This is a genomic window from Spirosoma arboris (assembly GCF_009754945.1).
Lineage (GTDB): Bacteria > Bacteroidota > Bacteroidia > Cytophagales > Spirosomataceae > Spirosoma > Spirosoma arboris.
Genome location: NZ_WPIN01000025.1, coordinates 73,529 through 86,888, shown reverse-complemented (window position 1 = coordinate 86,888; position 13,360 = coordinate 73,529). Strand labels below are relative to the sequence as shown.

15 protein-coding genes are annotated in these 13,360 nt (G+C 40.4%); 4 read left to right on the top strand and 11 right to left on the bottom strand.

Annotation, left to right across the window (positions count from 1 at the left end; genetic code table 11):
* Positions 1 to 243: 243 nt before the first annotated feature.
* Genes GO755_RS37065 through GO755_RS37030 form a run of 8 tightly spaced genes read right to left on the bottom strand, consistent with a single transcriptional unit; the run spans position 244 to position 6,856 of the window.
* Positions 244 to 795, bottom strand: a complete 552-nt coding sequence (locus GO755_RS37065) for an AAA family ATPase (RefSeq protein ID WP_157590487.1) — start codon at positions 793 to 795, stop codon at positions 244 to 246.
* Positions 795 to 1,349 (bottom strand): ASCH domain-containing protein, encoded by a 555-nt coding sequence (locus GO755_RS37060; RefSeq protein WP_157590486.1) that lies wholly within the window; start codon positions 1,347 to 1,349, stop codon positions 795 to 797. The genes GO755_RS37065 and GO755_RS37060 overlap by 1 nt, the downstream gene beginning before the upstream one ends.
* A 13-nt stretch (positions 1,350 to 1,362) precedes the next feature.
* A complete protein-coding gene (locus GO755_RS37055) occupies positions 1,363 to 2,547 on the bottom strand; it encodes a hypothetical protein (RefSeq protein WP_157590485.1) in 1,185 nt (394 codons plus the stop codon).
* Positions 2,548 to 2,550: 3 nt separating this feature from the next.
* Positions 2,551 to 3,558 carry a hypothetical protein gene (locus tag GO755_RS37050; protein ID WP_157590484.1) on the bottom strand — a complete coding sequence of 336 codons (1,008 nt, stop codon included), beginning with the start codon at positions 3,556 to 3,558 and terminating at the stop codon, positions 2,551 to 2,553.
* A gap of 4 nt (positions 3,559 to 3,562) precedes the next feature.
* Entirely contained in the window at positions 3,563 to 4,303 is a 741-nt protein-coding gene (locus tag GO755_RS37045) for a dCTP deaminase domain-containing protein (protein WP_157590483.1), read from the bottom strand.
* Between the two features lie 30 nt (positions 4,304 to 4,333).
* Positions 4,334 to 4,933, bottom strand: a complete 600-nt coding sequence (locus GO755_RS37040; RefSeq protein WP_157590482.1) for a DUF4186 family protein — start codon at positions 4,931 to 4,933, stop codon at positions 4,334 to 4,336.
* 28 nt (positions 4,934 to 4,961) lie between these two features.
* Positions 4,962 to 6,416 carry a helix-turn-helix transcriptional regulator gene (locus GO755_RS37035; RefSeq protein ID WP_157590481.1) on the bottom strand — a complete coding sequence of 485 codons (1,455 nt, stop codon included), beginning with the start codon at positions 6,414 to 6,416 and terminating at the stop codon, positions 4,962 to 4,964.
* A complete protein-coding gene (locus GO755_RS37030) occupies positions 6,413 to 6,856 on the bottom strand; it encodes a DUF6932 family protein (RefSeq protein WP_198175045.1) in 444 nt (147 codons plus the stop codon). Before GO755_RS37030 ends, GO755_RS37035 begins: the two co-directional genes overlap by 4 nt.
* A gap of 332 nt (positions 6,857 to 7,188) precedes the next feature.
* Between GO755_RS37030 and GO755_RS37025 the strand changes: the two genes are divergently transcribed.
* Positions 7,189 to 7,611 carry a DUF1810 domain-containing protein gene (locus GO755_RS37025; protein ID WP_157590480.1) on the top strand — a complete coding sequence of 141 codons (423 nt, stop codon included), beginning with the start codon at positions 7,189 to 7,191 and terminating at the stop codon, positions 7,609 to 7,611.
* A 47-nt stretch (positions 7,612 to 7,658) separates the two neighbouring features.
* Here GO755_RS37025 and GO755_RS37020 read toward each other — a convergent pair whose 3' ends face one another.
* A complete protein-coding gene (locus GO755_RS37020) occupies positions 7,659 to 8,312 on the bottom strand; it encodes a recombinase family protein (RefSeq protein ID WP_157590479.1) in 654 nt (217 codons plus the stop codon).
* 235 nt (positions 8,313 to 8,547) lie between these two features.
* Between GO755_RS37020 and GO755_RS37015 the strand changes: the two genes are divergently transcribed.
* Both GO755_RS37015 and GO755_RS37010 read left to right on the top strand, forming a co-directional pair.
* Positions 8,548 to 8,739 carry a hypothetical protein gene (locus GO755_RS37015; RefSeq protein ID WP_157590478.1) on the top strand — a complete coding sequence of 64 codons (192 nt, stop codon included), beginning with the start codon at positions 8,548 to 8,550 and terminating at the stop codon, positions 8,737 to 8,739.
* A 247-nt stretch (positions 8,740 to 8,986) separates the two neighbouring features.
* The gene (locus GO755_RS37010) at positions 8,987 to 9,538 is read left to right on the top strand and encodes a dihydrofolate reductase family protein (RefSeq protein WP_157590477.1); all 552 of its coding nucleotides are present in this window, start codon (positions 8,987 to 8,989) and stop codon (positions 9,536 to 9,538) included.
* 112 nt (positions 9,539 to 9,650) lie between these two features.
* Here the strand turns inward: GO755_RS37010 and GO755_RS37005 are convergent, their stop codons facing one another.
* Both GO755_RS37005 and GO755_RS37000 read right to left on the bottom strand, forming a co-directional pair.
* Entirely contained in the window at positions 9,651 to 10,256 is a 606-nt protein-coding gene (locus GO755_RS37005; protein WP_157590476.1) for a recombinase family protein, read from the bottom strand.
* Positions 10,257 to 10,861: 605 nt separating this feature from the next.
* Positions 10,862 to 12,832, bottom strand: coding sequence for a KUP/HAK/KT family potassium transporter (locus GO755_RS37000; protein ID WP_157590475.1), 1,971 nt, complete (start codon positions 12,830 to 12,832; stop codon positions 10,862 to 10,864).
* A 199-nt stretch (positions 12,833 to 13,031) separates the two neighbouring features.
* On the opposite strand from GO755_RS37000, the gene GO755_RS36995 reads away from it, so the two are divergent.
* Positions 13,032 to 13,334 carry a manganese catalase family protein gene (locus GO755_RS36995; protein WP_227687244.1) on the top strand — a complete coding sequence of 101 codons (303 nt, stop codon included), beginning with the start codon at positions 13,032 to 13,034 and terminating at the stop codon, positions 13,332 to 13,334.
* The last annotated feature ends 26 nt before the right edge of the window (positions 13,335 to 13,360 follow it).

The following is a 13,360-nucleotide window of genomic DNA, read 5'->3' as shown; positions in this document are numbered from 1 at the left end:
TAACAATTGCTTTTGCATGATCTACTCCTCATCTGGTGGGCAAACTAATCGCTTGCGAGCTTGCTCAATAGCTAAATGTATTTTTTATTCCAATACAGTGGTTAGTGATTGATGAGTTGATAAGATTGCTCCACCAAAAGAAGTAATTTAGTGAAACGGTTTTAATCTATTCCAATAACTGAACACCACTTTCGTTCGTCTCGCAATCATCAAATGATAGTATCAAAGCCTAGAATTAAACCTTCATAATAGGGCTATTTTATTAGCTTTCAAATGTGAAAAGATATTACTACATGTTTCTTCAACTGATAAATTCGTTGTATCTACAATAAAATTTGCTCTATCGAAAAGTAATTGATGAACGTCTGCTTCTGAAGGATGCATGTGCATTGACTTAAGGTCATCACTTAAATTACCTCTCAAAATAACTCGCCTTTCCCTTTCAATGTTCGAAACGAGTAAATGTATGTGATAAAGTGTTGAAGGAACAACAATATTTATCAGTTTATCTAATACGATTTCATGCCTTACTCCCTCAATAATAAATGATTTATTTTTCCAATTATTTTCTTGCTCTAAGACGGAATAACAGAAAGACTCTGGATTTTCTCTAACTAATGATTCGCCAAGATTCTGTAAGTTTTCTCTTGTTATATCAATTTGCTTTGACAAAGCTATTTTTCTAATGTAATTTCCAAAACTTACGATATCCCAATTTAGTAATTGAGCGAGACCGTTTGAAATTGAAGTTTTTCCACTACCAATTTGCCCAGAAAGTGCTATAATTACGTTCATTAAAATAATTTAATTGTTTGTTTGTGATCACGTGGTAATAAATTAATCCAACCACGACGGTCACTTTTAACAAAATTTATAGGGCTATCCAAAAGCTCAATGTTTTTTAACTTCATTAAAGTAGCGTAATTTGATTTTCTCTTTTGAATCCAAAAGTCTGGCCCCTGAATACAAAGGGCTTTATGATGAGTTTCTTTAATTTCCTCCCATAAATCTGGATTTAAAACATATGACCAAGATTCATCAATTTGACAAATTCCTATTATTGGACCTCCTGAACGTTTTAGTAGTAAAATGTCGTCCTTAAAAACTTGACGATATGGGGATACTTTGTTTACAGAAAATCTTGATTCAAGCGTTTTTTTTCTATCTAATATTAATTGAAGATAAGGTTCAACAAAAACCCCTAAATGTAAACTTACTCTTAAAGAAAGTATGTCTTTTATTAAGTCTTCATTCCGCAAGTTATTAGAGGAGATTTGTGACTCTATATTGTTGAGTAACGCATCTAACCATTTGTTTTTGTCCTTAGGAGAATACTCAATTCTAACCATGCTATTTATGAATTTATAAAAGCAAATTTAAGAAATTAAGTAAATTTTTCGCTTCTTCTTGAGTGACATTTTCCTTCTTTGCTAAAAAAATCTTCACTTGGTCAAGTGAATTGGATTGTTCAAATATAAGCAGACATTCAATCAAAGGGGATGTTCTTGACACTTTAAATGCATAATTGTCTGATGTCCAAACATCTATAAAACTTCTTAGTGGTGAACGTCTTGAAACATCTGCTAGAACTTTACTAGTAGGGCTGACGTGCTCATAAAAAAAAATACTATTTTTACTCTGATGATTTTTTCTTACTTTTATCTTTTTATCCCTAATTATAAACTCTACCCAATCAGGCTCATTTTCTGGTTTAGGCGTTTGAATATTTACTATAAGATTTTCATTCCTTTGAAAAATCCATAGATCACCCGTTCGCCACTCAGTTAGATTAATTCCTTCTTCCTTTAAAGACAAATTTTCAAATGAAGGCGTTTCATATCTAAAAAATGAATTATATTCCTTAATTAATGTAAACCCCAAATTAAGGAGTAATGATTTAATTATATCCCTGTCATTAGCAGCAGTGGGTCGGGTGTAAACTGGTAATACACTAAGAAATAAATATCCCCCAGGTAAAAGCATTTCAGCACTGCGGGCTATAAATGCAGTGTAAAATTCTTGATACCATGGGGGATCTGCAATGACAACTTTAAAATAGTTATTATACTTATTTAAACTATAAAATAGGTCATGTTCAACTAATCCATCATTATAACCTGTCTTCTTTAAGTCATTTAATAGGGACTTACTTTTATTGAAGAGAACAGCTTTTAGATTATTTAATATGCAATATTTATATAAACTTTCAACACCAAATAAGGCAATCGAGTCACCACCTGATATTAACGATTTCAATTGTTCAACTATGTTTTTGACAGATTCATCTGTAAATCGCCAATCGTAATCTGCTGGATGGGCCGCTGAAAATATAGTAGAATAATTTTGTTGTTTTAATTCCGCTTTATCAATTACATAAGGAATATGTTCTCTATCGAGAATTTTTTTAACTAATGAAGGATAAGCACCTTTAGCTTTTAAAATAATATCATGAAGGCTAAACAATATCTGAGGCTCAAACTTCAAAACGGATTTTAGATGAAGTTCGAGTTCTTTTTCATAAGCATGATCTACATCCTCAATAGCCATATATCAATTGATTATATGATCTACAATTTTTTTTGTTGACACAGTTACTGAATAACGTTTAGAAATTTCTTCATTCCAGGCAAGTACAGCTTCTTTCTGAATTTCAATTGAACGCTCATGTTCACTGTTCATTCTTGAAGCAGTAGGTGTAAATTTAAATATTTGTAATGGAACAGTTCTCAGTGGGAATAGTGGATGTACACTATTCTGGATTATATCAATTAAGTCAGCTATTTTATTTTTTAAATTTGAATCGTCTGGAGAAGTTAAAGTTATATACCCATAAACATCAAATCCTTCTTTAATTAGCCGGTTCATTAGTTGGAACTGAGTGTGAAAAAGTTCAGGTTCAGCTTTTGTGTTAAACGAGAACGATTTTTTATCAAATCCCTTAAAGCAGCCAACACGGCTGTAATTTTGGTACGATGCTAATCGATGTAATTCTTCTTTGCTTAAGTACCTCCATAAGTAGTCATTGCTAAGATTGTCATCTGACCACAGAAAAATATCCCGGCTCATTCCTCTTTTATGTAGTGCATCAGCGAACCATAATGACAACTCTGGTACAAGATCTGGTTGCCCCCCAGATAAATCGATTATCAAGCATCTCTCTTCTTCTTTCAAATACAAATCAATTAGTTCATCGGCTGTCATAAATGATGAATGCTTAGGATCGCCGCTAAGTAAGCTAAAATCTACGTAACAGTACCAGCACCTCCAACTACAGATAGCATTTTGAAAAACTTGGACTTTCACCACTTCACCCAGTGGCCTTTGCAAGTATTTTTCAGCAGGTACGATTGGTAGAGGATTTAATGGAAATCCATTCATACCTTTGCTTTTAAAATGATGAATTCTTCCAAAGCCATTGCAATTTGATGGTAAGGTTAAGTCTTTATTTTGTTTCGTTTCTTTGAAATTAGACATTAGTATTTTTTTACTGTCTAAATCTATTCCCTTACTTCTTAATTTTTGAGAGAATTTTTCTGTATCAATATATTTAGTCTCCATTGGCTTAGATTATTTTAAAAAATTCTAAAAGCTTAATGATGGATACAGATAGGGCCAATAAAGCAGTGACAATACTGAAACCTAAGGCAGCTACTCTCCAAAAAGATTTTAGCAACCAACGCACGAAGTACTTACCAAACTCATCCTTTTTTACAAAGTCAGTAAGTAAGGCCAAATCATAAAGTACATTGCTGAGACTTATATTGGTTGCGGTTATAATTTTACTTATCATTTCCTCATGCGTAATTCTTCTTGTCATGATCGTATTATCGGCTTGACTGTCAACCCTGGTGAAAACAATCGTGTAAATTGGTTCACCGAGTACTAACGTATAATCGACAGAACTAAGGTTAATCAGTTTTATTGATATAGGTCCTTCGTAGCCAGGATCTATGTGACCAGCGTTTAAAGCTAATATACCTTTTAACGCAAGGCTGTTGCGTGAATACACTGTTCCACACAAGTCTATAGGCATCTTTATTTCTTCATGTGTCACTACGAACATCATCTGTCCTGGTTTAAGAGTGACTGTAGGCTGTTTACGATTTGAAGGATCATATCTATGATCGCCTATTCTCTCCTCGAATAACTTTTCATCAGTCCTCTTACATATGGCTATACCAGCCATGAGATCATAGCTGGTATTTTCCACATCAAACGAACTACCTTTTTTTCTTGCGCCCTTAATTAACTCTTGCTTTTCTATTCTGTCAACGATTTCGGCTTTACTAATTACTGCGATCATGGTGCGAATTTGATTTTAATAAGTTTAACTTTATTTGTCAAATGTCAAAGAAGTCTGCTTTTCATCCTTCTTCTCTTTTGGAAGTGGTATCCTATCCTCAATATATCTCATTATGAGATTTTTTAGATACTCGATCTCCTCCTCACTCAATTCGCGATCATAGGGAATACCATGCCAGTACTTAATACATTTTCGACAGCAAGTAGCTGTGGCATGTTGAGCAAAATAGATTAGATGTTTCTTTTTTATTGGCGTTTGTCTTCCGTCCCAAGCGTTCTTATCGCCAGCACATTTTACTGAAGATTTTAAACGACTAACCACTTGCTTTTCTAGCTTATCTCTCCCCTTAATGGTATTTTTTTCTACGAGTCCTTTGTCAAGCTCTATATTCCAAAAATGATGTCTTATAAACTCCTTTTTCATAAACTGAAAGGTAGCTTCCACATCATTGATGTCTCTTTGGTGGACTCGTTCCCAGTCTACTAAGTCAGCTTCACATGCATGGCATTTTCCTCCTTCAAGTTTTTTCGGATTAGCACGCTTCTGACGAAAACAGTGTTTGTCTTCGTCACATTTGGTATCCGTGCATTTTACCTTTGGTAAAGGCTCCCCAAAATCTAGAGTTTCCATGGCTTTAAATTGTTTTTTATTGTCTACATTATTCTAAAGCATTTATTAATAATTCTTTTTCTGTTTCTGGCAGTTCATTTAGGTTGACATTTTTAAATAGCAGTTGCTTTGCCACAATCCAATGTGAACCATCTTCAGGCTGAAGATTAGTGGCGTTCCCCCACCAATTAAAGCCTTGTTCAGCCATCAACCTAAAGGCAATGTAATTTGCCAATGCACCTACTTCAACATCTTCTTCATGAGCAACCTGCTGAGTTACTTTTTTCAACAACTCAACTTTTCCATTTGCTTCTTTGATAACCCTTTGAGATAGATCATTTGCTTTGCAATTGAGTATTACCTGACCTGCGAATATATTCGCATCTTTTTCATCAATCGAACGAGCCATCTCTTTACTGAAGTCATCTTCTCCCTCAATTATGTCTAGTGTAGGGCTTTCAATGTGTTGAGATGCATGCCTAACCTCATGAATAAGATCAAAAAGCCATCTTACTGAAGATTTAGTTTTCTGTTTTAGCACAATTACATTTCTTCCCTTAACGCGCCAACATGCTCCATGAAAATTCTTTGAATCATCAAGTGGTAATACTGGAATACCCAGACTCCATGTGTATTTTAATGCTGTTTCGAAAGAGATCGAACCATAGTTTTCAATTACTTGATTACGAAAATCTTTGACATCAGTAGGAATTGTTTTTGCTTCAATATGTTTGCATGCTTCGAGTAAGGTTAAGGCTAATACTTGAGCATAAATCGTGTAAGGAGCTATCTTTTTTATATCAGCATCCTTCGGCTTTTTAAATCTTGTTGAATAGGCTGATGATAAGTCTATTTCTAACGAATTTTTGCTTAATAGACTTTCTGAATTAATATTGAATATCTTACTAACAATCGAGGCTGCTTGTAACACGTATGGTAACGTATCTACTTCATTGACTGCCATTGAACCATCTAAATAAGCTGCAATTTTTTTGGGAATTAACCTTTTGAGTACAACATCTTTTTTAAAGCCTAGATCAGCTAAGTTTTTGAAAAAGTTTGCTCTTGATATTACTTCCTCAGAAACAAATACATGCTCTTTTACGGTAAGTTTTAGGGCTTTTATCGTTTCTTTCAAACGTTCAAAACTAGCACCTGCGTAGGAATTAGCTTCGTACCTTTGAATTTGCTGCTCTTTTATCTCCAGTAAATCTGCCAAGTCTTTTTGGCTAAGTCCGGAGGCTATTCTAGCCTTTATTAAAGTAGTGGGTAACTCATCAAATGAGTTTATGACAAACGACTTAACCTCTCCTTGTTTTAATTTTTCGTATTCTGCTACTTCACCATTTAATTCTTCGTATTGACTTCGAAGAGCATCCATGTGCGCTTTAATTCTGATTGGATTCATATCCCTACTTACGCTTTTAGAGTAGGTGTCAATAGCGTTTGCGAATTTTGTCGCTTGTGCTTTTGTGAGCCGATATTGTTGTTCGTTCTTAATCATGTTGTTGCCAGTTTTAAACCTACAATACCTTTTGGGTCTCCTGTATTTTTGTCAATTTGAAAAAATTCAAAATATGTAATGTCTGGGGGAGCTGCCACGGCTGTCATTGGAAAAAATTCTCCACCGTATTTTCCTTTTTGCGCTGCTCGTAAATTCTCAAATGACAGTATCGTGGGGTCAATGATTTCGAGTTGATCAAAATCCATCGTTGAATCTTCATAGCATATGTCGAAATCGCCCGGCAGTTGTTTTTGAGTGGCGAAACTACCGTCGATGTATACTTCCTGACATCCTACTTGCTTGAGAGAGTTCAGACCAATCATCATTCCGAATAATAAATTTCGTCTATACTGGTTATAGCCGAAGTTGTTATAAACCTCCTGCCAGGTTAGCCAGTGAACACCTGGCAGGAGTATACCTTTAGTATCGAATGTCAGCATAAGCAGCATATATCTTTATTGACACAACAAATTTGTTGTGTCAAAGTTCAAAAATAGTTTTGATAGTACCAAATATTGTCTGAATTTTCCCTTCATAAGTTGCTAGGAGTCAGTAGGTAGGGTTGAATGGCAGCAGTTGTCAACAGGCCAACAACAGGAATTAACTGATAGTATAATGATTTTATGCTTTTGTGTCTATTGCGATAGATTCGATTACAAAGCTGTTTTTATGCACTACACAGCTATAAGTATTGGTCTTTAAAAGAGAGTAGCTGCTAACAAAGGAGCACTCTCTGCGTTTACTTACCCAAACTCACTCAGCTAACTAATCCATGTATGACTTAACTCGATTTGTCGACGCGCAAGCTTCTTCCTATGCCCATGCACTTGTTGAAATCCGTAACGGCCGTAAGCAAACCCATTGGATGTGGTACATCTTCCCTCAACTAGCCGGATTAGGCTTCAGTCAAATGGCTCAATATTATGCCATTACCGATTTAGCTGAAGCGAAGGGCTACTTAGCCCATCCCATCCTGGGTAGTCGACTGATTGAAATCTCAAAGGCGCTTCTAGATGTTGAGGGGAAAACGGCCCATCAAATAATGGGTAGTCCAGACGATTTAAAACTGAAATCGTGTATGACCCTATTCAGTCTGACTGTTCCCACGGAGTCTGTCTTTCAGCAGGTTTTAACTAACTATTATCAGGGAGAGGCTGATCGTAAAACGCTGACTTTATTGGGGTTTAACCCATAATACCTTAATTTTCTGACTATTAATTAACCAATAAATTACTTCTGATTCTAGGGTTGATATCCATCTAATCGCTTGACACTCATGGCTAAAAACTCTTGTCCTCGCCGAGTTCGATAGCCCATCTGATTCAACCGATCGGCAATGCTACGGTACGTCAGACCTTCTTTACGATATAGCCGAATCAATTCAGCTGCTTGCCGATTGGCTAAATTTACCTGAGCGTTTTGCTGGCGGACTTCTAAACCTCGACGAGTAACCTCCGGGGTAATATTGGGCATACCCAGTTTATGTCCCTGGGCTTTCTTAGCGGCTAAGGCTGCTCGGGTCCGCTCACCGATCAGCTCCCGTTCATGTTGGGCCAATACAGCCATAATGCCAACAGTCAGCGTATTGGCATCGGGAATGTCACAAGCCACAAAGTCGACTTCCGAGTTACGAAGGGAAAAGATAAAGGACACATTCCGACTGAGCCGGTCGAGCTTGGCAATGAGTAAGCGCGCTTTGTGCTGTTTCGCATGAGCAATGGCCGCGGCCAGTTGAGGTCGGTCGGCTCGCTTTCCCGACTCAACTTCAATAAACTCATCAAGTAAGACATCGCCGGTTTTGAGAAATCGCTGGACGATGTCTTGCTGGGCTGAGAGCCCTAATCCACTCTTACCTTGGCTAGCTGTTGAGACGCGATAGTAAGGAACGTACTTCATTCAATATAGGTACGAGTTAAAAAGAAGGATAAGCCCCACCTTTCTGCCCCTTTCCAAATAAAATTTGGCTTACTTCCAGTGCTCTTCCGGCGAAGATTGACAAAAATAGGTGTTTGTAACATTTTCACAATGAGCGTTGTGAAAATGTTACAAGAAGATAAATACATCTTGAAGGGTATGTCTTTTTATAACGACCAGGTTTTCGGCTATCTTTCGATAACCATCATCACTATCAATGGCCGCACTTTTGTTCAAAGCTCAACTTGTCAACCAGGCTGGTGTACCCGCAGCCGAATTCGCTCGCATCCTGTTTGGCGTTGACTCACCAGATGAAAAAGAAAAAACGTTTCGGGCCATTTGTAAAACGGCTTATCCCCAACTGCACATTCAAGAGCCGTTGAGCATTTCGCCCGCCAAACTTGACTGATGCTTATATCGTGACACCCACTACTAGTCCGTCCATAAGTTGGAAAAGTCGTTTCGAACCCAAGCTATCTGTATAATATAAAACCTTTAAAGCGTCTGTATCCCTAGATCGATTGTCAAGATCATACAATGAGAGCTTTCAACAGGGCATATGGTCATAAAACGCCCTTACATTGTCGCGATTGACCCTCATTAGCGTAGCTCGTCCCGTTTACTTTTGCATAAACAGTAAACAACTAGCTAATCGCATGAGAACAGTAACATTCACTATGAACATTAGCCTGGACGGCTATTGCGATCACACAATGTTCAATCCTAGTGAAGAGGTAATGGAGTACTTCACGGCAACGTTGAGGGAGGTAGATCTGCTCTTTTTCGGTCGTGTGATGTATCAGCTTATGTTTCCCTATTGGGCTGATGTGGCCCAAAACCAATCCGGTACAGCAGCTGAAAATCGATTTGCTGAGCGCCTGACAGCGATCGACCGAGTAGTTATGTCACGCTCATTAAACAGCGTAGATGAGAAGACACGAATTGTTAGGAGCAATCCGGCTGAAGAACTCCAAAAACTGAAGCAGCAACGGGGCAACAAAATTTCGGTAGATAGTGTCAGCTTACTCCCGGAATTAATTCAAGCCGGTCTGATCGATGAATTTCAATTAGTTGTCCATCCGGTGCTGGTGGGGCAGGGGAGACCCTTGCTTAATGTAGGGAGCCTTCAGGAAAGGTTTCATTTAAAGCTGGTGGATACGATTGCTTTCCGATCCGGCAGTATGGCACTTCACTACTTGAAACAGTGACAGAAAATTAGCCGGTCGAATTACTATTATCAGTTTCCTACTAGACGCGATAAGCTTAACCTTAGTTAAAGGCTCGTTTAATAAACGTTAACTAGCCTACAGCTACAATTTTCTAAGTTGTAGTGGTTGAATTTTGGACTGAAGCGCCAATTTCCACTCCCCGTTGGCGGAGATACTTATACAAAGTAGTTTTAGAGATGTGTAACTCGCGGGCGATTTGCTCGACGGAGTACTTGGCCTCTTTGTAGAGACTTTCACCAATGCGGGCTTTCTGCTCACCGGCTTTGGATAACCCTTTACGACGGCCTAAGAGTTGACCTCGTCGACGGGCGGAGGCTAAACCAGCCAATGTTCGCTCCCGAATTACCTCCCGTTCAAACTCGGCTAGACTAGCAAAAATGCGAAAAACGAGCCGACCTTGAGCCGTAGTAGTATCGATAGGGTCATTCAGACTGACTAACCCAACATGTTGCTCCTCTAACTGAGTTACGATCTCGATTAAGTGATTTAAGGAACGGCCTAGTCGATCTAGCTTCCAAATCACGAGGGTGTCACCTTGCCGAATGATTTCTAATAGTCTGCTTAGTTCTGGCCGTTCAATTTTACTACCACTAGCTTTCTCCTGAAATATTTTTAAGCAGCCTGCTGCTTTGAGGGCATCTAACTGAAGCGCCAGATTTTGATCTTGAGTTGAGACCCGGGCATAACCTAACTTCATAATAAAATAGGGACTATCTCACGTGAGCGACGTGAAATGTGAGCAATCTATTTTCTATTCAGCAAGCAGGTTGTAGGCGTTGAAGTTACCGAATTATTCGATTGCAAAGCCATACCAAAAGAAGGAACCACTAAGCTCTTCAGAAGGGCGTGTCGACCATAAATGACTGATACGATTGATCAGCTGTCGTTCAGGCATGAAAGCGTTCACGAAAAGGTTGCTTTTCGTGAACGCTTACTATGAAAAGTACAACTATTGAAAATGCTGAAAAGTATCCAATCTTATATTCGATATAATGGTAAAGTACCATTTTAAGCGATCAGTAAAAATAGGGGCTGATGGATGGCTTTGCACCTTTGTTAATCAGTAAAGGGATATTTACTGTAGAAGTCAAATGTAGCAAGTCCATACCGATAAGGTTTTTACAAGTGACAAACGCACATTTGCGATTTAGAACTCACCAATTAGTAGCCTAATTACCCATTTTTTCGTAGCCACCTATGTGATTGACAAGCGATAAAGCGAGGTAACAGGCTGACAGATTGAAGGTTCCTCTAGGGGCTTGGGTTGCCTGGATGAGTATGACTGAAAGCCTGTAGCCAGACCTACACTGGCGGGGAGAAGGGCTGGCTCAGAGCGGAGGGCAGACGCTCTAAATCCAGCCGTTTGATTGGACTTAGCACCAGCGGCACTGCCTCCGTCACGACATTACTCGTGTCTAAGCCATACGATTCCTTGGTCGATAAGGCAATCCGTTTCAACAGTAGGTAACCCCGCATAATCACTTGTTGGTAAAGACTTAACTCGTTATCGTACGACAAAAAGCGCTTAAAAAGTACAAACCGAAAATCTCCTGCAATCCGGTGTACATTTAAGGAGCGATAGCGGGTCTCAATCGTCACTTCTTGATCGGCGACCATGTCCAGAACTACTTGCCGAAACAGAAAATTCAGGCGGGGCTCCACCCGGAAGCCTAAGTAAAAGGTCACAAAATACACGTCTTCAGCCGCCAGCGTGTCCACCTTGTAGCGCATGCCATACGGCTCATCCAGCACACACAGGTGGATAAACCAATAAATGTCGGCGCGCTTGGGCGCCCGGTTCAGGATCGAAAACAGGGTTTCAGCTTCAACCTGGTGATAGTCATCAGCCGAAGTCAGATATACCAGGTGTGTAGCAAACTTAGGCACGCTCAAATCATTGCTCAGCGTTTTGAGCACAGGTAAGTTACCCGGTAGACTATCATACTGGATCAAATCGTGGGTAATGGTTTCACCCTGATACCAAAACACCATCATCCCCATCAGCAGAAGACCCAGGGTAATCGAAATCCAGCCCCCTTCTTCTACCTTAACCAGATTAGCAATCAGAAAGGTGATCTCTACCACTAAAAACAGCGCCGTAATCAGCGTTGTCAGCAGGCTGTTCGTTTGCTTCACGCGCAGATAAGCATTAATCAACAGCGTGGACATAAGCATCGTCAGGGTGACAGCCAGCCCATAAGCAGCTTCCATATTCTTGGATTCGCGGAAGTGCAGTACAATCAGAATACAGCCCACCATTAGGCCCCAGTTGACGAAGGGTACGTACAACTGGCCACGTTCATCAGACGGATAGACCACCCGCTGACGCGGCCAGAAATTAAGCCGCATAGCTTCCCCAACCAGGGTGAAGGCTCCGCTAATTAGGGCTTGAGAGGCAATAATGGTGGCCAGGGTGGCCAGGATAATGCTGAAGATAGTTAGGGGAGGGGGCACAATACTATAAAAGGGGCTCGTCTCGCCGACGCGCTGACCCAGGTGATTCATCAGGTAAGCCGTCTGGCCCACGTAGGACAGCAGGAGGGTTAGTTTGACATAGAACCAGCTCACCCGGATATTGCCCCGGCCACAGTGGCCCATATCCGAATAGAGGGCTTCGGCTCCGGTGGTGCACAGGAACACCCCGCCTAAGAGCCAGAACCCGCCCGGATACTGGGTCAAAAACCGAAAGGCATATAGGGGGTTGACGGCCAGCAGGACCGAAGGATGGGCTAGCAGAGCCAACAGACCAATTGCCCCAATGAAGGTAAACCAGAGCAACATGACTGGCCCGAAAAGTTTCCCTAAGAGTTGAGTACCGAACTGCTGGACCACAAATAAGCCAATCAGAATGCCAATGACAATGGGTTCGGTTTTGAGTTTTGGGTCGAAAATCAACAGGCCTTCAATGGCCGACGAGACGGAGATGGGCGGGGTAATGAGGCCATCGGCTAACAGAAAAGCTCCGCCCACAATGGCGGGGATGAGCAGCCAGCGACCCGAAAATCGGTGGACCAGGGCGTAGAGAGAAAAGATGCCTCCTTCGCCTTTATTATCGGCCTGGAGAGTAATCAGGACATATTTAATGGTGGTCTGAATAGTAAGCGTCCAGATAATACAGGAAAGCGTACCCAGCACCAGGGTTTGGGTGAGTTGGTGGCCGCGCACTACAGCGGCCAGCACGTACAGGGGGGAGGTGCCTATATCACCAAAGACAATGCCAATAGCAATCAGTAAGCCCCCAGTGCTTACTTTATTAATTGAGGAATCGGCCATAGTCAAGGAAAAGATCTGGAGCAGAGCATCTGTGGGCTATAACCCTGGCGAGTGAGCTTTGTTTAGTATATCAATCGATTAGATTGGATTTCTGGGGTCACTTTAGCTAGTGGTTTTAGCCATTTCTACTCCTAGAGGCTTGATTGACAAAACCGGGCGACAACCGCCCAAGCGCTAACTTTAGTAAATCGGATAAATCATGATTTTAAAAATGGACCGGCTGCCAATCGAGCTATCTACACCGACCAACCCCTCGGCCAACGATGCGGCTACTCTACAGGAACTGATTGGAGGTAAACTTGGCGGAATGTCGACATTGATGAATTATACCTATCAGTCCTTCAATTTCTGGGGCCGTAAAAAACTCCGTCCGTTCTATGATCTGATTTATAGCATCGCCGGCGAAGAATATGTCCATATCGAAGTGGTCTTTTACGCCACTAATTTACTCTTGCCACTGATTACGGCAGCCAACTGCGAGAGGCAATTTGGTAGGAATTAACCAGAGGCATAAGCTGGCAAGTTAAG